Genomic DNA, 19,574 nt, shown 5'->3' on the forward strand with positions numbered 1-19,574 from the left:
GTGTCCTCAAGGAGTGCTCAGGCGGCCGTTGCTGCGGGTGCGGCCGAGGGGGAGGGGCCGGGGCACGCGGTGGTGGCGCGTACCCCGGCCGCCGGGGTGGGGTCAGACGACGAGCCGGACCGGGTTCTCCACGGCCTCGGTGAAGGCCGCGAGCCAGCGCGCCGCGACGGCGCCGTCCACCGGACGGTGGTCCACGGACAGGACCACGCCGAGCACCCTGGCCACGGTGACCGCGCCGTCGTGGACCACCGCCTCGTCGCGTGCGGCGCCGACGGCCAGGATGGCGGCCTGCGGCGGGTTGATGATGGCGGCGAACTCCTCGACCCCGTACATCCCGAGGTTCGAGACGGTGATGGAGCCGCCTTCGAGATCGGCGGGGTGCAGCGCACCGGCGCGTGCCCGCTCCGCGAACGCCCGGGTCCGGGTGGCGATCGCCGAGACCGACAGGTTCTCGACGCCGCGCAGGACCGGGGTCACCAGGCCCTTGTCGGTGGCGACGGCGACCGAGACATCGACCGCGTCGAACCGGCGGACGGCCTCCGGCCGCCATACGGCGTTCATCTCCGGCACCTGCGTGTGCGCCGTGGCGACGGCCTTGACCAGCAGGTCGTTGACCGAGACCTTCACCGGGCTGACGGCGTTGATCCGCTCCCGCAGTGCGAGCAGCTCGGCCACGGCGCAGGTCGCCCGCAGATAGAAGTGCGGGGTGTGCTGCTTGCTCTCGGTCAGGCGGGTGGCGATGGCCCGGCGCATCCGGCTGTGCGGAATGTCCGTGTGAGCGCCGGTGTCCGCCGGGGTGGTGGCGGTGGGCGCCGGCGCGGCGGTGGCCGGGGCGGTCGCCAGGGGGGCCGGTGCCTGGGGCGCCGCCCCGGCCGTGTCCCGGGCGGCGGCCGCGGCCTCGACGTCGCGCCGCACGATGCGGCCGCCGGGCCCGGTGCCGGTGAGCGCCGTGACGTCCAGACCGGCTTCACGGGCCAGCCTGCGGGCCAGCGGGCTGCTGAAGACGCGCCCCTCGTGCTCCGGTCCGGCGGGTGCCGGGCCTGTCGGGGCCGGGGCGGTCCGCGGGCGGTCCGCGGCCGGGTCCTCCGGTACGTCCCGGCGCACGGCGCGACCGGCCGCGGCGGGCGCGTCGACGCCCAGCTCCGCCAGCAGCGCGCCGAGATCGCCGGGCCGCTCGCCGGCGGCGCCGAGCACGGCGATCGGGGTGCCCGCCTCGATCTCCGCGCCGGCCTCGTACAACGTCGTGAGCAGGACGCCGTCGCGGTCGGCCGCGACGTCCACCTCCGCCTTGTCGGTCTCGATGGAGACCAGTGCGTCGTCCTTCGTGAACGGCGCGCCCGGTGCCACCTGCCAGGCGGACAGCACCGCTGTCGCCGTATCGGCGGCCACGGCGGGCATAAGGAACAGTTCGGCCATGATCAACCCTCCTGGGTGTGCTGATGTACGGGGGAGGGTCAGTTCTCGGTGACCCGCTGGAGCGCGGCCACGACCTCTTCGGTCCGCGCGATGGCCGCCCGTTCCAGCACCTTGCTGATGCTGGGGGAGGACTCCCCGGCGTGGACGCGCTGGACCGGCTGGTCGAGGTGGTCGAAGAAGCGGCGCTGGATCTCGTCGGACAGCCAGCCGCCGTAGGAGGTGCCGACGGGGCCCTGCTCGGCGATGAGCACATTGTTGGTCTTGCGGATGCTCGCGCCGACGGTGTCCCAGTCCAGACTGGCCCGGTCCAGCCACCGCAGGTCGATGACCTCGGCGTCCAGGCCCAGTTGCTCGACGGCGTCCAGGACATGGCCGGTCATCGCGAGGTACGTCACGACGGTGATCCGCGATCCGGTGCGGCGCACGGCCGCCCGGCCCACCGGCAGGCAGTAGTCGAGGTCGTCCACCGGGCCCGGACCGACCGAGCCGTACAGATCGGTGTGCTCCAGTACGACGACGGGGTCCTTGCAGGTCAGTGCCGTGTTCATCAGGCCCACGTAGTCGAAGGGCGTGGACGGTGCGACGATCCGCCAGCCGGGGGCCGTGGCGAAGACACCGGCCGGGTCCATGGAGTGCTGGGAGCCGTAGCCGGTGCCCATGGCGACCTTGCTGCGCAGCACCAGGGGCACGCCGGAGCCCTGTCCGTCGCCGCCGAACATGTGCCGGGCCTTGCCGATCTGGTTGAAGATCTGGTCGGCCGCGACCCACATGAAGTCCGCGTACATGAACTCCACCACCGGCTTGTACCGGCCGTCGAGCGCGATGCCGCCGCCGAGCCCGGCGAAGGCGTTCTCGCTGATGGGCGTGCCCAGGACGCGGTCCGGGTGGGCCTCCGCCAGGCCCTTGGTCGCGCCGTTGGTGCCGCCCTTGAGGCGGTGCACGTCCTCGCCCATGACCACGACCGACTCGTCCTCGGCCATCCGGCGGACCATCACCTCGGCCACCATGTCGATGAACTTCCGCTGTTCCAGGCGCCCTTCGAAGGCGTCGCCGTCGACGAGGCGGACGCCCTCGAACTCGCTGAGGTCGCCCCGTACGCCGACGTCGCGGAAGGACGGGTCGGGCCATTCGGCGGGCTTGATGCGGCGGGTGCCCGGCTTGCCCTCGGGGTCGGGCTCCAGCAGTTCGTCGCCTACGGAGGCCAGCAGCGCCTTGGCGCGTGCGGTGCACTCCTCGATCGCCTCGGCGGTGAGGATGCCGCGCTCGACGAGCTGCCGGGAGACCAGGGCCAGCGGGTCGCGGGCCCGCCACTCCCGCTCCTCGTCCTTGGTGCGGTAGCCGAAGGCGCTGCCGGGGAACGGGCCGTTCTGGTGGAAGTAGCGGTAGACCTCGGCCTCGACGATGGTGGGTCCCCGGCCGGCGCGCATATGGTCCACGGCCTCGGACATGGCCAGGTGCACGGCGAGCGGATCCATCCCGTCCACCCGCCAGCTGGGGATGTTGAAGCCCAGACCGCGCGCCGAGAGCCGGGGCTCGGCCGTCGCCTCGTCCACATGCGTGGAGACGGCGTACTTGTTGTTCTCGATGAAGAAGCAGACCGGCAGCCGCCAGGCCGCGGCGAGGTTCATCGTCTCCAGCACGGAGCCGATGTTGACCGCGCCGTCCCCGAAGTAGCTGACGGAGACGGCGTCGGTGCCCGCCTGCCGGGCCGACCAGGCGAACCCGGCGGCCTGCGGTACGCCGCCGCCGACGATCGCGTTGGTGCCCATGGCCCCGGCCGCGCGCCACTGAAGATGCATGGAGCCGCCCCGGCCCCGGCAGAAGCCCCTGGCCAGACCGCAGATCTCGGCCAGGCTGCGCAGCAGCACGGTGCGTACCTCAGCGTCCACGGGCTGCCGCAGATCGATGCCGCCGGGGGCGACGTACGCCAGCGCCTTGGCCAGGAACTGGTGGTGCCCCCGGTGCGAGCCGCCGACGAAGTCGGCACCGGTCAGCGGGGACACGGAGCCGACCGCGCCGCCCTCCTGGCCGATGCTGGAGTGCGCCGGGCCGTGCACCAGCCCCTGCCCCGCGAGGTCGAGGACGTACTCCTCGAAGGTCCTGATCAGCAGGATCTGGGCGAACATCGAGGTCAGCAGCCCCGGGTCGGCGCCGTGCCAGTCCTTCTTGGCCGCGCTCACCTCGGTCCAGGGCGACGTGGGGGCCAGTTTCCGGTGTGTGGGCATGAGCACTCTCCTGTGGATTCGGTGAGCACTGTCGCAGTGAATGGATCCATAACCAATACCTCGTTACCGGAACGTTATCTTCAGGTTTGGGCTATATCCATTGACTGCGGCACTTATGGCGGCGCAGGGTAATTGCCATGGCGGAACGATGGATCCATTCAGCGGATGAGCGGAGTCATGGGCTCCCCGGCCTCGCCGGGGTCGAGCACATCGGCTTCACCGTCCCCGACCTCGAAGTGGCGACCCGGTTCTTCGTCGAGGTGATCGGCTGCGAGCACGTCTACTCGCTCGGCCCCTTCCGGTCCGACGGCACCTGGATGCGCGACCACCTCGGCGTCCACCCCCGCGCCGTCATGCGCGAACTGCGCTTCTTCCGCTGCGCCGGCGGCCCCAACTTCGAGATCTTCGAGTACGAGGCACCCGAGCGGACCACGCGGCCGCCCCGCAACAGCGATATCGGCGGTCACCATCTGGCCTTCTACGTCACCGACCTCGACGCCGCCGTCGCCCATCTGCGGCGGCACGGCGTACGGATCCTGGGCGAGCCCACCGCCAGCTCGGGCCCGAGCGAAGGGCAGCGGTGGGTCTACTTCCTGACGCCCTGGGGGATGCAGCTGGAGCTGGTCTCCTACCCCGGCGGCAAGCGGTACGCGGCCGACTCCCCGGTGCTGCTGTGGCAGCCTTCCGCCTGAACACGTCCGCCGTACCGGGAAGAGCCATGCCACAGAAGCCGACCACCGGATCCAGTACCTCCGGATCCAGCATCATCGGATCCACCGCCACCGGATCCGGTACCCCCGGGTCCGGCACCACCGGATCCAGCGCCTCCGCCGTCGCCAGCCAGCGCGTCGCCGACCATCTGCGGACCGCCATCCTCAGCGGTGAACTGCGCCCCGGTGCGCGGATCAGGCAGGAGGAGGTCGCGGCCCGGCTCGGCGCCAGCCGGCTGCCGGTACGCGAGGCCCTGCGGATACTGGCGGCCGAGGGCCTGACCGTCGTGAAGTCCAACAGCGGTGCCTGGGTCTCCAAGATGGACATGGCGGAGTGCGAAGGCGTCTACAAGATCCGCGAACGCCTCGAACCGCTCGCCCTCAGCGAGAGCATTCCGCATCTGACCGCCGGGCAGATCGCCGAACTGGCGGCGATCGCGCGGCAGATCGAGCAGACCACCGACGTGGACCGCTTCCTGACCCTCGACCGCCGTCTGCACCTGCTCACCTACGCCGGCTGCCGTGTCGGCCAGCTGACCGCCCTCGTCGACCGGTTCTGGAACACCACACAGCACTATCGGCGCGCCTTCGCCCGGCTCGCGGGCGACAGCGGCTGGGAGCTGATCCACGCCGAACACCGCCTGATCATCGAGGCGATCAGGCGCGCCGACACCGTCGACGCCGAACGATTTCTCACCGGCCACATCCGCCGCACCCGGCTGGAACTGGGCCAGCACCCCGAACTCTTCACCGAGGAAGACCATGACAGCGCAGACACCGCAGACACCGCAGACACCGGGCGCTGACGCCCACGCCTTCCAGGGCCGGACCCTCCTCCTGTCCGGCGCGAGCGGCGGCATCGCCCGCGAGGTGGCCCGCCAGTTCCACGCCGCCGGCGCCAACCTGGTCCTCGGCGACCTGGACGCCGGCGCCCTGACGGAGTTCGCCGCCACCCTCGACCCCACCGGTACGCGTGTGCTCACCCGCACCCTGGACGCGGCCTCCTCGGAGAGCAACAACGCGTTCGTCGCCGCCGCGGTCGAGAGGTTCGGCGCGGTGGACTTCCTCGTACCGGCCGCCGGAATCTACCCCGAACAGACTGTCGCCGAGATGACCGACGAGGAGTGGAACACCGTCATCTCGGTCAACCTCAACGGTGTCTTCTACCTCACCCGCGCCGTCCTGCCCCACCTCAACGAGGGCGGCAGCATCGTCAACCTGACCTCCATGGCGGGCCACCGCGGCAGCATCCGGCATGCGCACTACGCGGCGACCAAGGGTGCCCTGCTCGCCTTCTCCCGCAGCCTCGCCTGGGAACTGGGCTCCCGGGCGCGGATCAACATGGTCTCGCCCGGCATCATCGAGACCCCCATGACCCGAGACTACGTCGCCACCCGCGGCGACACCGCGCTGGCCACCACCCCCATGGGCCGCCTGGGCAGGCCCGCGGAGGTCGCCTCCGTCGTCACCTTCCTCTGCTCGCCCGCGGCGAGCTTCGTACAGGGCGAGGTCATCCACGTCAACGGCGGCATGCACATGGCCTGAGCACCCGCGCACACCGGGACGGCCAGGGGAGAACCAGGGACGGCCGGGGCCAGGAGAGGAATTACCCGGCTCAATCCATGACGAGAGACAGGGAACGGAACATGACGACCGAAGCGGCGAGCTACCCCGACCTGCGCGGCAGGTCCGTGTGCGTCACCGGCGCGGCGCGCGGCCTGGGCCTGGCGATGGCCACCGCCTTCGCGCACGCCGGCTGCCATGTGCTGCTGCTCGACATCGACGGCGGCGAACTGGACCGCGTACGGCCCCCACTGGCGGCCTGCCACCCGGACCGGGTGATCGCGACGGCCACCGCCCCGGTGAACGACGAGGACGCCGTGGCCGCGGCGCTCGCGGACTTCACCGCGCGCACCGGGGAGCTGTCCGTCATGGTCGGCAACGCCGGACTGTCCGCCAACGCGCCCTCCCTCGACCTCGAACTGGGGCGCTGGCAGGCCGCGTTGGACACCAACCTCACCGGCGTCTTCGTCTGCGCGCGGGCGGCCGCCCGCCTCATGCGCGACGGCGACGGGGGCGTCATCCTCACCACCTCGTCGATGTACGGGGTGACCGCGGGGCCCGAACGCGCGGCGTACTGCGCGACCAAGGCCGCCGTCGCCTCCCTCACCAAGGTGCTGGCCGTCGAATGGGCCCCGCACGGCATCCGCGTCAACGCGCTGGCGCCCGGCTATGTCGAGACCGACCTGGTGGCCGGGCTCGCCGCGGCCGGCCGGCTGGACACGGCGGCACTGCGCCGCCGCACCCCGCGCGGCGTCCTCGGCCGCCCGGCGGACATCGCCCACCTCGCCCTCTTCCTGGCCTCCGACGTGTCCGCGAACATCACCGGCCAGGTGATGGTCAGCGACGGCGGCTGGACGGCCGACGGTTACGCCGTGACACCCGGTTAGGGCGGCGACGGCCCGCCACGCGGGTCCCGCCCGCCCCGGCGCACCCCGCGCACCGCCGACCGGATCGGCACCGGCCGCCGCCGAGTCCCCTACAAGCTCCGCCGCCGCGCCGCCATACTGGACGGGCAGGACACGCAGGGGGAGCTGCGCGACGGAACGGAGTCGGCGACGGGGGCGGCGGTACGCGATGGTGGAGAGCAGGCTGATCCAGGGACGCTACCGGCTGCTCGAACGGATCGGACGCGGCGGGATGGGCGAGGTGTGGCGCTCCCGCGACGAATCGCTGGGCCGCCAGGTCGCCGTCAAATGTCTCAAGCCCGTGGGGCCGCAGCACGACGCGTCGTTCCTGCGGGTGCTGCGCGAGCGGTTCCGCCGGGAGGCCCGGGTCGCGGCCGCGCTCCAGCACCGCGGTATCACCGTCGTCCATGACTTCGGCGAGGACGGCGACACCCTCTTCCTCGTCATGGAGCTGCTGACCGGCCGCAACCTCAGCCAGCTGCTGGACGACAACCGGCGCGAGCCGCTGCCCGTCACGGACATCGTCGAGATCGCCGAACAGCTCACCGCCGCGCTCGCCTACACCCACGAACAGGCCGTCGTGCACCGCGATCTGAAACCGGCCAACATCGTGCGGACCGCCGACGGCACGGTCAAGATCTGCGACTTCGGCATTGCCCGCCTCGGCGACGACATCGGCTTCACCGCCCGGCTGACCGGCACCGGTATGGCCATGGGCACCCCGCACTACATGTCCCCCGAGCAGATCGGCGCCGGCACCGTCGACCACCGCAGCGACCTCTACTCCCTGGGCTGTGTGCTGTACGAGATCACCACCGGGGTCCCGCCGTTCGACCTGGGGGACGCCTGGGCGGTGCTCATCGGGCACCGCGACACCGCCCCGGAACCCCCGCGCAACCGGCGTCCCGACCTGCCCGAGGCGTACGAACGGATCGTGCTGGACCTGCTCGCCAAGGACCCGGACGACCGGCCGCGGGACGCCGCCGAACTGGGCAAGCGCCTCGCCGACGCCCGCCGGCCGCAGGGCGGCCACCCCACCGGGGCGGCGGCATCCACCGACGGCGCTCCCGGCGCGGACGGTCCGGAGTCCGCCCCGACGCAGCGGCTGCCCTCGTGGACGCGGGGGATGACCGGCGGTTCCCCGGCGAACGGCGCCCGCCCGGCCGGTTCCGGGCCGCCGGGCCACGGCCTCGACGCCCTGGACGCCCTCACCGACGCCTGGACCCGCGGGCCCGCGACACGTGGCGAGGCGTCCGGCCCCCCGGCCGGCCCGGCCGGGGGGCCGCGCACCACCCTCGCCGCCCGGCACGCCGCCGGGCTCGCCCTCGGCGGGCAGGGCCGCTGGGCGGCGGCGGCCGACGTACACCGCGCCGTCGCCGCCGAACGCGCGCGGCTCCTCGGCCCCGACCACCCCGACACCCTCACCAGCCACTTCGAGGAGGCCCGCGCCCTCGACCGGTCGGGGCACCCCGCCGCGGCACTGACCGGGTACGAGCGGGTCGCCGCGGCCCGTACCCGCAGCCTGGGCGCGGACCACCCCGACACCCTCACCGCCCGGCTGGAGACCGGCCATGCGCTCGGCCGGCTCGGCCGGCACTTCGAGGCGCACCAGGTCTGCGCCGCCGTACTGTCCGGGCGGACGCGTGCGCTGGGCCCCGACCACCCCGACACCCTCAGCTGCCGCCACCACCTCGCGTTCAACCTCCGCCGGCTGGGGCGGCTGGAGGACTGCCACGCGATGGCCCGGGAGGTGGCCGAGGCGCGCGCCCGGGTACTCGGCGAACGGCACCCCGACACCCTCCGCACCCGCTATGAAATCGCCGGCGTACTGGGGCAGTTGGGGAGGTGGGAGGAGGCGCTGCGGGGCTACCGCGAGGTGGCGGACGCACGGGCCGGGACGCTCGGCCCCGACCACCCCGACACCCTCGCCGCCTGCTACGAGGTCGGCATCGGTCTGGGCCGGCTGGGCCGCAGCGCGGAGGCCCTGGCGCTCTACCGAGACCTGGCGGCGGCCCGTACCCGCGTCCAGGGCGCCGATGATCCGGAGACGCTCCGGGCCCGGCACGGCCTGGGCGTCAACCTGGGGCGGCTCGGCTGCTGGGAGGAGGCGCTGGCCGAGGCCGGCGAGGTGGCGGCGGCGCGCGGGCGCGTGCTGGGCGCCGACCACCCCGACACCCTGGTCAGCCGCCGGGAGGTCGCCGTGGCGCTGGGCTGGCTGGGCCGCTGGGCCGACGCGCTGGGCGGCTACCGCCAGGTCGCCGACGCCCGCGAACGGGTCCTGGGCGCGGCCCATCCGGACGCGCTGGCCAGCCGCGGCGACCAGGCCCAGTGCCTGGAGCAGCTGGGCCGCACGGCCGAGGCCGTCGCCCTCTACCGCCGGGTCGCGACGCTGCGTCAGGAGCGTGCGGCCCGGCGGTAGCGGCGCCGCTACCGCCGGGCGGGTCGGCGTGCGGTGATCCGGTAGAGCACCGTGGCGTGCGGCGGTACGTCCTTCGCGACGATGTCCCGCCCGGCGGACGTGGTGCGGCCGGTGACCAGCTCGCGCAGCCGGTAGGAGGCGGCGGGCGGCAGCCCGGCCGCGGCGGCCGTGGTGGCGAGCGTGCGCCGGGAGTCGCCGGAGTTGAACAGGGCGACGGCCCGGTCACCGTTCTTCAGCGGCTTGGACAGCACCGTGAAACCGTCACCCTGCGCCACGATCCGGCCCTGGACGCCGAGCGGGTCCTGGTCGACGGCGATGACGTCCCTGTTGCCCAGCGCCCGGCGCGCCGTCGCGCCGATCCGGGTCAGGTCCGTACTGGAGATCAGCGGCGCGGCCATCATCGACCACAGCGACATCTGGCTGCGCGTCTCGTCCGCCGTCAGCCCCGGGTCGCCGGTCAGCAGGAAGTCGGGGTCGTTCCAGCGGCCGGGCCGCTGAAGGGGGGCCAGCTTGGCGTTGTAGTCGAAGTTGTAGACGATCGAGGACCATTTCGCGGCCGGATCCTGCTCCCGGGTCGCGATGTCCGCCCCGCCCCGCCACAGATTGCCGAGCCGGGCGGACCAGTCGATGACCTGGTGCCAGACGCTGTCGCCGCTGTACTGGAAATAGGCCGGCGCGGACACCGAGAAGGTGATGGGTCGGCCGGTGGCGGTCAGCGCGCGGCTCATCTTCCCGTACGCCTCGCGGTACGCCTGCTCCTTGGTCTGCCCGGCGGGCACGGGCACATGGCAGCCGTCGGCCTTGAGGTAGTCGACCTTCCAGCGCGCGAACTGCTCGGCGTCCTGCCGGAAATGGCCGAGACTGCCCGGGAACTTGCCGCAGGTGGCGGTGCCGACATCCTCGTAGATGCCGAACTTCAGTCCCATCGCGTGCAGTTGGCGGCCCACGTACGCCATGCCGTGCGGGAACTTCACCGGGTCCGCGACCAGCTCGCCGTCGGGCCCGCGCTGCTTGGTCATCCAGCAGTCGTCGACGGTGACGGTGCGGTAGCCCCGCCTCGCGAGCCCCGTGCGCACCAGGGCCCGCGCGTTGTCCAGGATGACCTTCTCGTTGATGTCGCACATGTAGTAGGACCAGTTGTTCCAGCCCATCGGGGGTGTCGGGGCCAGGTTCGGATACGGTGCGACGGCGCCTGCCGGGTCCGCGTCGGCGGCCGCCGGGCCGGTGGCCGAGAGCAGTCCCGCCGTACAGGCGGCCACGGCCGCCAGCCCGGCGACGGTGCGGCCGATGCGGGATACCGGAAAGTGGGACACGGGTCACCTCACGGGTGGGCGGGACGGCCGGAGCGGCGCACGGGCCGGGTGGTGCCGGTGCGGCGCACGGCCGGACGCTAAGAGGCGGTCCGGACCCGGTCAAGAAGCCTCGCTGCCCGGGACGGCGGATTCAGCCGCCTGCGCCTGGCGACCCCGGTCACCCCGTGCTACCAAGAGACATGCCGGAACGGACTTCGTACGACGTGGTCATCGTCGGCGGCGGGCACAACGGACTGGTCGCCGCCGCCTATCTCGCACACGCCGGGCGCAGCGTGCTCGTGCTGGAACGCCTGGCGCACACCGGTGGCGCCGCGGTCTCGACCCGGGTGTTCGCCGGGGTCGACGCCCGGCTCTCCCGCTACTCCTACCTGGTCAGCCTGGTGCCGCCGAAGATCGTCCAGGATCTCGGCCTGCGCTTCGCGGTCCGCAAACGCACCGTCTCCTCCTACACCCCCGCCGTCCGCGACGGCCGCCCCACCGGTCTCCTGGTCGGCGGCGGAGCGGCACGGACCCGCCGGGCGTTCGCCGAACTCACCGGCTCGGACCGGGAGTTCACCGCCTGGGAGCGCTTCTACGGACGCATGCGGCGGCTCGCCGAACGGGTCTTCCCCACGCTCACCGAACCGCTTCCCAGCCGCGCCGCACTGCGCGCCGGGATCGATGACGACGCCACCTGGCACGCGCTCTTCGAACGCCCCCTGGGCGAGGCGGTCGAGGAAGCCTTCACCGACGACCTGGTGCGCGGCGTGGTGCTCACCGACGCCCTGATCGGCACCTTCGCCGCCGCCCACGACCCCTCGCTGCGGCAGAACCGCTGCTTCCTCTACCACGTCATCGGCGGCGGCACCGGCGACTGGGACGTGCCGATCGGCGGTATGGGCGCGCTCACCGACGCGCTGGCCGACGCCGCCCGCGGCGCCGGGGCGGAGCTCGTCACGGACTGCGCGGTGACCGGTATCGCGACGGACGGCCGGACGGCGGAGGTGACGTGCGCGGCGGGCACGGTCGGCGCCCGCCGGGTGCTGGTCAACGCCGCGCCGCGGGAGCTCGCCCGGCTGCTGGGCGAAGCGCCGCCACCGCCCGCCGAGGGCGCCCAGCTCAAGGTCAACATGCTGCTCACCCGGCTGCCGCGGCTGCGCGATCCGCGGGTGGACGCGCGGGAGGCGTTCTCCGGGACGTTCCATGTCGCCGAGGGCTACCGGCAGTTGGAGACCGCCTACCGGCAGGCCGCGGCCGGTGAGCTGCCCGCCACGCCGCCCAGCGAGATCTACTGCCACTCCCTGACCGACCCCTCGATCCTCGGTCCGGAGCTGGTCCGCCGGGGCTACCACACGCTCACCCTCTTCGGGCTGCACACCCCGGCCGGGCTGTTCGCCGCCGACACCCCCGGGCAGCCCGCCGCCCGCGACCGGCTGCTCGCCGCCACCCTCGCGGAGCTGGACACCCACCTCGCCGAACCGCTCGCCGACTGCCTGGCCCGCGACGCCGACGGCCGGCCCTGTATCGAGGCCCGCAGCCCGCTGGACCTGGACCGCGAACTGGGGCTGCCCGGCGGCAACATCTTCCACCGCGAGCTGGCGTTCCCGTACGCGGACCCGGACGGCGCGGCGACCGCACCGGGCCGCTGGGGTGTGGCGACCGGGCACGCCAACGTCCTGCTGTGCGGGGCGGGCGCGGTGCGCGGCGGGGGAGTGAGCGGCATCCCCGGGCACAACGCGGCGATGGCGGTGCTGGAGGAGGACCGGGAGCGGCCGCGGGGCGGGAGTGTCGACGACCGGCCGGGAAGCGGGCAGATGGCCGCCGGGTGACCGGTGGCGCACGCGGGCGCCGGGCGGGGTGGCCGGGCGGTCCGCGCCGGTGGCCGCGGTGCGCGGTGCGGCGCCCGTCCGGCCCGACGGGCGTGTGCCGGGCCCGCGGTGCCGTGTGCCGCGCGCCGGACCTCCCGGCCGGGGCCGGCGCCGTCCGGAAATCTGACGTGGCATCAGAAACCCTCTTCCCTCGTACGGCACGCTGCGGCATCCTGCGCCCATGCAGACGGAGTTGAGCAACACGCTGGGAGCCGAATACGCCGTCTTCGGGTTCACCCCCTTCCCCGCGGTCGCCGCCGCGATCACCCGGGCCGGTGGCTTCGGGGTGCTCGGCGCGGTCCGCTACACCGCGCCGGACGACCTCGCCCGCGACCTCGACTGGATGCAGGACCACACCGGGGGACTGCCGTACGGCCTCGACGTGGTGATGCCCGCCAAGAAGGTGGCGGGCGTCAGCGAGGCCGAGGTCGAGGCGATGATCCCCGAGGGGCACCGCCGCTTCGTCGACGGCCTCCTCGACCGCCACCAGGTGCCGCGGCTCGCCGCGGGCGAGGCGTCCGGCTGGCGGATCACCGGCTGGATGGAGCAGGTCGCCCGCGACCAGCTCGACGTGGCGTTCGGCTATCCGATCAAGCTGCTCGCCAACGCGCTGGGCTCCCCGCCCGCCGATATCGTCCGCCGCGCTCACGACCACGGCGTCCTCGTCGCCGCACTTGCCGGCAGCCCCCGGCACGCCCGGCACCACCGGGACGCCGGTATCGACATCGTCGTCGCGCAGGGCTACGAGGCCGGCGGGCACACCGGCGAGATCGCCACCATGGTGCTCACCCCCGAAGTGGTGGCCGCCGTCGATCCGCTGCCGGTGCTCGCCGCGGGCGGTATCGGCACCGGCGAGCAGATCGCCGCCGGACTGGCCCTCGGCGCGCAGGGCGTCTGGCTCGGCTCGATCTGGCTCACCACCGAGGAGGCCGAACTGCACTCCCGGCGGCTGACCCGGAAACTGCTAGCCGCCGGGCCCGGCGACACCGTCCGCTCCCGCGCCCTGACCGGCAAACCCGCCCGCCAGCTGCGCACCGAGTGGACCGACGCCTGGGACGACCCGGGCGGCCCCGGCGCCCTGCCCATGCCGTTGCAGGGCCTGCTGGTCGCCGAGGCCAACTCCCGTATCCAGCGGTACGAGGTGGAACCGCTGCTCGGCACGCCCGTCGGCCAGATCGTCGGCCGGATGAACAGCGAACGCAGTGTGCAGGCCGTCTTCGACGACCTGACCCGCGGCTTCGAGCGGGCCATCGACCGCATCAACCGCATCGCCGGACGCGCCTGATCCCGAGGAGGAGAGCGCCATGACCCACGACTCACCGCCCAAGGGCTTCTGGGCGCAGGCCGCCGCCGACCCGGACCGGGTGGTGCTGACCGCCCCGGACGGCACGGAGTGGACCGCGGGGCGGCTGCACGCCGCGAGCAACCAGCTCGTGCACGGACTGCGCGCCGCGGGACTGGCGCGCGGCGACGCGTTCGCCGCCGTCCTCCCCAACGGCGTGGAGTTCTTCACCGCCTATCTCGCCGCGTCCCAGGCCGGCTTCTACCTCGTCCCCGTCAACCACCACCTGGTCGGACCGGAGATCGCCTGGATCGTCGCCGACTCCGGCGCGAAGGTGCTGATCGCCCATGAGCGGTTCGCCGACGCCGCACGCCGCGCCGCCGACGAGGCGCACCTCCCGGCGGACCGGCGCTACGCCGTCGGCGGCGCCGTCGACGGCTTCCGCCCGTACGACCGGCTCCTGGACGGCGCACCGCGGTCCGCACCCGCCGACCGCACCCTCGGCTGGGTCATGAACTACACCTCGGGCACCACCGGACGCCCCCGCGGCATCCGCCGCCCGCTGCCCGGCACACCCCCGGAGGAGAGCCATCTCGGCGGCTTTCTCGCCATCTTCGGCATCACCCCGTTCGACGGCAACGTCCATCTCGTCTGCTCGCCGCTCTACCACACCGCGGTGCTCCAGTTCGCGGCCGCCGCCCTGCACCTCGGGCACCGGATCGTCGTGATGGACAAGTGGACGCCACAGGACATGCTCGCCCTGATGGACACTCACCGCTGTACCCACACCCACATGGTGCCCACCCAGTTCCACCGCCTTCTCGCGCTCCCCGCGGAGATCCGGACGGCATACGACGTCAGCGCGATGCGGCACGCCATCCACGGCGCCGCGCCCTGCCCCGACCACGTCAAACGCGCGATGATCGACTGGTGGGGCGGCTGCGTGGAGGAGTACTACGCGGCGAGCGAGGGCGGCGGCGCCTTCGCCACCGCACAGGACTGGCTGGAGAAGCCGGGGACGGTCGGCAGAGCCTGGCCGATCAGCGAACTGGCCGTCTTCGACGAAGAAGGCAACCGGCTGCCCGCCGGCGAGGTGGGCACCGTCTACATGAAGATGGCCACCGGCGGCTTCAGCTACCACAAGGACGAGGGCAAGACGCGCAAGAACCGGATCGGTGACTTCTTCACCGTCGGCGACCTCGGCCACCTGGACCGGGACGGCTACCTCTTCCTCCACGACCGCAAGATCGACATGATCATCTCGGGCGGGGTCAACATCTACCCCGCCGAGATCGAGTCGGTGCTGCTCGGCCACCCCGCCGTCGCCGACGCGGCCGCCTTCGGCATCCCGCACGACGACTGGGGCGAGGAGGTCAAGGCCGTGGTGGAGCCCGCCGACGGCCACCCGCCGGGCCCCGGCCTGGCCGCGGAGATCCTGGCGCACTGCGCACGCCACCTCGCGGACTACAAACGGCCCAAGTCCGTCGACTTCCTCGCGGACATGCCCCGCGACCCCAACGGCAAGCTCTACAAACGGCGGCTGCGCGACCCGTACTGGGCGGGCCGCGACCGCGCCGTGTAGCCACCGGGCCGCCGGATGCCTTGACCCGCGCCGGGGCGCGGCCGAGGATCACGCCATGACCCGAGCGCGGAGCAACACGGTCGACGACGTCCTGCGGCGCAGCGCGCGCCGGGTGCCGCGGCGGACGGCGGTGCGGTACGCGGACCGGTCCTGGACCTACCGCGAACTGGACGACGCGGTGAGCGCCGCGGCCCGCGTCCTGCTGGCGGACGGGCTCCGCCCCGGCGACCGGGTCGCCTCCTACGGCCACAACTCCGACGCGTACCTCATCGGCTTTTTGGCCTGCGCCCGCGCCGGCCTGGTGCATGTGCCGGTCAACCACGGCCTCACCGGCGAGGACCTGCGCTACATCCTGGCGCAGTCGGGCAGCACGCTGGTGCTCACCGATCCCGCACTCGCCGGCCGGCTGCCGGGCACGGTGCGCAGCATGCCGCTGCGCGACGACCCGGACGGGCTGCTGGAGCGGCTGGCCGGGGCCGCCGCGGCGCCCGGCGGACCGGATCCGGCCGGGGTGCGGGCCGACGGGGCGCCGGCCGACGAGGCGCTCGTGCAGCTCCTCTACACCTCCGGCACCACCGCGCTGCCGAAGGGCGCCATGATGACGCACCGCGCGCTGGTGCACGCCTACACCAGCGCCGTCGTCGCCCTGGACCTGCGGGAGACGGACCGGCCGGTGCACTCGCTGCCCCTCTACCACGCCGCGCAGCTGCACGTCTTCCTGCTGCCCTACCTGGCGGTCGGCGCGGAGAACCTCATCCTGGACGGCCCCGACCCGGCGCATCTCCTCGAACTGGTGGCGGCGGGCCGGGCGGACAGCCTGTTCGCGCCGCCGACCGTGTGGATCGGACTGTCGGACCATCCGGACTTCGCGGTCCGCGATCTGCGCGGTCTGCGCAAGGCGTACTACGGCGCCTCGATCATGCCGGTTCCGGTACTGGCCCGGCTGCGCGCCCGGTTGCCGCAACTCGCCTTCTACAACTGCTTCGGGCAGAGCGAGATCGGGCCGCTGGCCATGGTGCTGGGCCCGGACGAACACGCGGACCGGCCGGACTCCTGCGGGCGGCCGGTGCTGTTCGTGGAGGCGCGGCTGGTGGACGAGGCGGACCGGGAGGTGCCGGCCGGCACCCGGGGCGAGATCGTCTACCGCTCCCCGCAGCTGTGCACCGGCTACTGGGACAAGCCGGCGGAGACCGCCGAGGCGTTCCGGGACGGCTGGTTCCACTCCGGGGACCTGGCCGTCCAGGACGCCGACGGCTATGTCACGGTCGTCGACCGGATCAAGGACGTCATCAACTCCGGCGGTGTGCTGGTCGCCTCGCGCCAGGTGGAGGACGTGCTCTACGAGCATCCCCAGGTGGCGGAGGTGGCCGTCATCGGGCTGCCGGACGAGCGCTGGATCGAGGCGGTGACCGCCGTCGTCGTACTGCGTACGGGCGAGGACAGCGATGGCGACGGGGTGGGGGAGCAGGAGCTGATCGACGCGGCCCGCGCGCGCCTCGCGGCGTTCAAGGCGCCCAAACGGGTGCTGTTCGTGGACGCGCTGCCGCGCAACGCCAGCGGCAAGGTCCTCAAGCGGGAGCTGCGCGACCGGTTCGGCGCTGCCTGATCCGGCTGCGTGATCCGGCACTGCCCGGTTCGGTACCGCCCGAGCCGTCACCGCGGGTGCGGCGCCGGCTCCGGGGCACGGCCCCCGGGGTGCGTCCGGCCGGCCGCCACCCGTACGAAGGGCGACTGTCAGTGCCCCCTGCCATGCTGAGAAGTGGCCGGCGCAAGGCCCTCGGAACCGGCCGGGCGGGGCCACCCCGTCACCACCCCACAGCACACGCCTACCCAGCCACCGGACACACCCGACAGAACCCCACCCACCGGACGCACCCCGGACGCCCCGCCCCCGGTCCCAGCGGACCGCACCGCGGGCCCGGCCCCGTACGGCGGGTGCCGTCCCGCCCCGTACACCGGAGGAATTCCCATGCTGACGACCGATTTCGTCCCGGGCACACCGAACTGGCTCGACCTCGGGGCCCCCGATATCGACGCCGCCACCACCTTCTACTCCGCCGTCTTCGGCTGGACCTTCCACTCGGCCGGTCCGGAGGCGGGCGGCTACGGCTTCTTCCAGCGCGACGGCCGCACCGTCGCCGCCGTCGGCCCGCTGATGGAGGAGGGCGCGAGCTCCGCCTGGACGGTGTACTTCCACTCCGCCGACGCCGAGGCCACGGTCAAGGCGGTCGAGCAGGCCGGCGGCTCGGTCCGCTTCCCGCCGATGGAGGTCTTCACCGCCGGGCGGCTGGCCGGGTTCACCGATCCGACGGGCGCCGATTTCGCCGTGTGGGAGCCCCGCGACGTCAAGGGCCTGGACGCGGTCATGGAGCCCGACACCCTGTGCTGGACGGAGCTCTACACCACCGACGCGGCCGCCGCGAAGGACTTCTACCGCGCCGTCTTCTCCTGGCGGACCCAGGACATGCCGATGGCCGGCGACCTGGTGTACACCGTCGTGTCCTCGCCCGGCGGCGGCAAGGGCGACGACACGGGGCAGGGCGGCATCATGCAGCTGGCGCAGATGCATCTGGCGGCCGGTTCGAGTTCGGAGTGGCACCCGTACTTCGGCGTGACCGACTGCGACGCCACCGTCGCCTCGGCCGCTGCGCACGGCGCCACGGTCATCATCCCCCCGGCCGACGCACCCGGAGTCGGCCGGCTGGCGATGCTGACGGACCCGGCCGGCGCCCCGTTCGCCGTCATCAAGGGCGACCCGACGATGTCCTGATCCGGCGGGGACCCGATCCGGCGGCGGCCCGGTCCGGCGGCCGTCGCCGGATCGCGCCGTCGGATCGCACCGGTCGTCGGACCGCGCCGCCCGCGCACCTCCGTCAGCCCCGCTCCCGCGGCCGCGCGTCGACAATGCGCTTGATTTTGCCGACCGAGCGTTCCAGCGTCTCCGGGTCGACGATCTCGACGTCGACCGAGACCCCGATACCGTCCTTGACGCAGCGCGCGATCCGCCCGGCGGCCGCCGTCCGCGCCTCCGGGGCCGCGTCCGGCCGGGCCTCGGCGCGTACGGTCAGCCGGTCCATCCGGCCCTCACGGGTGAGCCGCAGCTGGAAGTGCGGGGCGACGCCCGGCGTCCGCAGCACGATCTCCTCGACCTGCGCGGGGAAGAGGTTGACCCCGCGCAGGATGATCATGTCGTCGCTGCGCCCGGTGATCTTCTCCATCCGGCGGAAGGCGGGACGGGCGGTGCCGGGCAGCAGCCGGGTCAGATCGCGGGTGCGGTAGCGGACGATCGGCATCGCCTCCTTGGTGAGCGAGGTGAACACCAGCTCACCGGAGGCCCCGTCCGGCAGTACCTCGCCGGTGATCGGATCGACCACTTCCGGATAGAAGTGGTCCTCCCAGATGTGCAGCCCGTCCTTGGTCTCCACGCACTCCTGCGCGACCCCCGGCCCCATCAGCTCCGACAGGCCGTAGATGTCCACCGCGTCGATCGCGAACCGTTCCTCGATCTCGCGGCGCATCTCCTGTGTCCACGGCTCGGCGCCGAAGATGCCCACCTTGAGCGAGGTCGACCGGGGATCGATGCCCTGCCGCTCGAACTCGTCCAGCAGGGTGAGCATGTACGACGGCGTCACCATGATGATCTCGGGGCGGAAGTCCCGGATGATCTGCACCTGCCGGCTGGTCATCCCGCCGGACGCCGGCACGACCGTACAGCCGAGCCGCTCCGCCCCGTAGTGCGCGCCGAGACCGCCGGTGAACAGGCCGTATCCGTAGGCGATATGGACGGTGTGGCCGGCCCGCCCGCCGGCCGCGTGGATCGAGCGGGCCACCACATCCGCCCAGGACGACAGATCCCGATCGGTGTAGCCGACGACCGTGGGACGGCCCGTCGTGCCGCTGGAGGCGTGGATGCGGCGCACCTCGCTCCGGGGGACGGCGAACATCCCGAAGGGGTAGTTGGCCCGCAGATCGTCCTTGACGGTGAACGGGAACCGGGCGAGATCACCGAGCGAGCGGCAGTCCTGCGGCCGCACCCCGGCCCGGTCGAAGGACGCGCGGTAGAAGGGAACGTGGTCGTACGCGTGCTGCAACGAGGCGCGCAGCCGTGTCAGCTGGAGTTCCCGCAACGCGTCCCCGGAGAGCTTCTCGGTCTCGTCGAACGCCGCCCTGCCCGTAGCCGATTCCGGCATGGAGTGTCACCCGCCTTGTCTCCCTACCGATCATTCGGTAGCTGAATGCGGGTCCAAACAATCAGCGCGCGGCGAGCACGTCAAGGGGTGTGCCGCGAACGGCTCCCGGGCGGCGTCCGCAC

The 19,574-nt window shown here is 73.2% G+C and carries 14 protein-coding genes; 10 read left to right on the forward strand and 4 right to left on the reverse strand.

Annotated features, from left to right (window positions below):
- Positions 1-102: 102 nt before the first annotated feature.
- Both IH09_RS39605 and IH09_RS03205 read right to left on the reverse strand, forming a co-directional pair.
- Complete coding sequence (locus tag IH09_RS39605) at positions 103-1,416, reverse strand: dihydrolipoamide acetyltransferase family protein (RefSeq protein WP_052853704.1); 1,314 nt, start codon at positions 1,414-1,416, stop codon at positions 103-105.
- A 38-nt stretch (positions 1,417-1,454) separates the two neighbouring features.
- Positions 1,455-3,641 carry an alpha-ketoacid dehydrogenase subunit alpha/beta gene (locus tag IH09_RS03205; protein ID WP_052853705.1) on the reverse strand — a complete coding sequence of 729 codons (2,187 nt, stop codon included), beginning with the start codon at positions 3,639-3,641 and terminating at the stop codon, positions 1,455-1,457.
- Between the two features lie 137 nt (positions 3,642-3,778).
- Here IH09_RS03205 and IH09_RS03210 point away from each other — a divergent pair, with 137 nt between their 5' ends.
- The 5 genes from IH09_RS03210 (at position 3,779) to IH09_RS03230 (ending at position 9,238) form a co-directional block, all read left to right on the forward strand.
- Positions 3,779-4,333, forward strand: coding sequence for a VOC family protein (locus IH09_RS03210; RefSeq protein ID WP_052853706.1), 555 nt, complete (start codon positions 3,779-3,781; stop codon positions 4,331-4,333).
- Between the two features lie 26 nt (positions 4,334-4,359).
- Positions 4,360-5,157, forward strand: a complete 798-nt coding sequence (locus IH09_RS03215) for a GntR family transcriptional regulator (protein ID WP_110952032.1) — start codon at positions 4,360-4,362, stop codon at positions 5,155-5,157.
- The gene (locus IH09_RS03220; protein WP_052853707.1) at positions 5,114-5,896 is read left to right on the forward strand and encodes an SDR family NAD(P)-dependent oxidoreductase; all 783 of its coding nucleotides are present in this window, start codon (positions 5,114-5,116) and stop codon (positions 5,894-5,896) included. Before IH09_RS03215 ends, IH09_RS03220 begins: the two co-directional genes overlap by 44 nt.
- A 101-nt stretch (positions 5,897-5,997) precedes the next feature.
- Complete coding sequence (locus IH09_RS03225; protein ID WP_052853708.1) at positions 5,998-6,801, forward strand: SDR family NAD(P)-dependent oxidoreductase; 804 nt, start codon at positions 5,998-6,000, stop codon at positions 6,799-6,801.
- 187 nt (positions 6,802-6,988) lie between these two features.
- Positions 6,989-9,238, forward strand: a complete 2,250-nt coding sequence (locus IH09_RS03230; RefSeq protein WP_052853709.1) for a serine/threonine-protein kinase — start codon at positions 6,989-6,991, stop codon at positions 9,236-9,238.
- Between the two features lie 8 nt (positions 9,239-9,246).
- On the opposite strand, the gene IH09_RS03235 is transcribed toward IH09_RS03230, so the two are convergent.
- A complete protein-coding gene (locus IH09_RS03235; RefSeq protein WP_052853710.1) occupies positions 9,247-10,551 on the reverse strand; it encodes a glycoside hydrolase family 27 protein in 1,305 nt (434 codons plus the stop codon).
- A 179-nt stretch (positions 10,552-10,730) separates the two neighbouring features.
- Here IH09_RS03235 and IH09_RS03240 point away from each other — a divergent pair, with 179 nt between their 5' ends.
- From IH09_RS03240 to IH09_RS03260, 5 genes are all read left to right on the forward strand, one after another.
- Positions 10,731-12,359, forward strand: coding sequence for a phytoene desaturase family protein (locus IH09_RS03240; RefSeq protein WP_052853711.1), 1,629 nt, complete (start codon positions 10,731-10,733; stop codon positions 12,357-12,359).
- A 220-nt stretch (positions 12,360-12,579) separates the two neighbouring features.
- A complete protein-coding gene (locus IH09_RS03245) occupies positions 12,580-13,683 on the forward strand; it encodes an NAD(P)H-dependent flavin oxidoreductase (RefSeq protein ID WP_052853712.1) in 1,104 nt (367 codons plus the stop codon).
- 19 nt (positions 13,684-13,702) lie between these two features.
- Complete coding sequence (locus IH09_RS03250) at positions 13,703-15,262, forward strand: acyl-CoA synthetase (protein WP_052853713.1); 1,560 nt, start codon at positions 13,703-13,705, stop codon at positions 15,260-15,262.
- A 55-nt stretch (positions 15,263-15,317) separates the two neighbouring features.
- Positions 15,318-16,868, forward strand: coding sequence for a fatty acyl-CoA synthetase (locus IH09_RS03255; protein WP_052853714.1), 1,551 nt, complete (start codon positions 15,318-15,320; stop codon positions 16,866-16,868).
- 363 nt (positions 16,869-17,231) lie between these two features.
- Entirely contained in the window at positions 17,232-18,032 is an 801-nt protein-coding gene (locus IH09_RS03260; protein ID WP_052853715.1) for a VOC family protein, read from the forward strand.
- Between the two features lie 103 nt (positions 18,033-18,135).
- On the opposite strand, the gene paaK is transcribed toward IH09_RS03260, so the two are convergent.
- The gene (gene paaK / locus IH09_RS03265; protein WP_052853716.1) at positions 18,136-19,452 is read right to left on the reverse strand and encodes a phenylacetate--CoA ligase PaaK; all 1,317 of its coding nucleotides are present in this window, start codon (positions 19,450-19,452) and stop codon (positions 18,136-18,138) included.
- Between the last annotated feature and the right edge of the window lie 122 nt (positions 19,453-19,574).

It is taken from the genome of Streptomyces celluloflavus (genome assembly GCA_000720995.1).
Taxonomy (GTDB): Bacteria; Actinomycetota; Actinomycetes; order Streptomycetales; family Streptomycetaceae; genus Streptomyces; species Streptomyces celluloflavus.

Bases quoted from the DNA above. Each gene is read 5' to 3' on its own strand.
- IH09_RS39605 (WP_052853704.1), bottom strand. From the start codon at position 1,416: ATGGCCGAACTGTTCCTTATGCCCGCCGTGGCCGCCGATACGGCGACA.
- IH09_RS03205 (WP_052853705.1), bottom strand. From the start codon at position 3,641: ATGCCCACACACCGGAAACTGGCCCCCACGTCGCCCTGGACCGAGGTG.
- IH09_RS03210 (WP_052853706.1), top strand. From the start codon at position 3,779: ATGGCGGAACGATGGATCCATTCAGCGGATGAGCGGAGTCATGGGCTC.
- IH09_RS03215 (WP_110952032.1), top strand. From the start codon at position 4,360: ATGCCACAGAAGCCGACCACCGGATCCAGTACCTCCGGATCCAGCATC.
- IH09_RS03220 (WP_052853707.1), top strand. From the start codon at position 5,114: ATGACAGCGCAGACACCGCAGACACCGCAGACACCGGGCGCTGACGCC.
- IH09_RS03225 (WP_052853708.1), top strand. From the start codon at position 5,998: ATGACGACCGAAGCGGCGAGCTACCCCGACCTGCGCGGCAGGTCCGTG.
- IH09_RS03230 (WP_052853709.1), top strand. From the start codon at position 6,989: ATGGTGGAGAGCAGGCTGATCCAGGGACGCTACCGGCTGCTCGAACGG.
- IH09_RS03240 (WP_052853711.1), top strand. From the start codon at position 10,731: ATGCCGGAACGGACTTCGTACGACGTGGTCATCGTCGGCGGCGGGCAC.
- IH09_RS03245 (WP_052853712.1), top strand. From the start codon at position 12,580: ATGCAGACGGAGTTGAGCAACACGCTGGGAGCCGAATACGCCGTCTTC.
- IH09_RS03250 (WP_052853713.1), top strand. From the start codon at position 13,703: ATGACCCACGACTCACCGCCCAAGGGCTTCTGGGCGCAGGCCGCCGCC.
- IH09_RS03255 (WP_052853714.1), top strand. From the start codon at position 15,318: ATGACCCGAGCGCGGAGCAACACGGTCGACGACGTCCTGCGGCGCAGC.
- IH09_RS03260 (WP_052853715.1), top strand. From the start codon at position 17,232: ATGCTGACGACCGATTTCGTCCCGGGCACACCGAACTGGCTCGACCTC.
- paaK (WP_052853716.1), bottom strand. From the start codon at position 19,452: ATGCCGGAATCGGCTACGGGCAGGGCGGCGTTCGACGAGACCGAGAAG.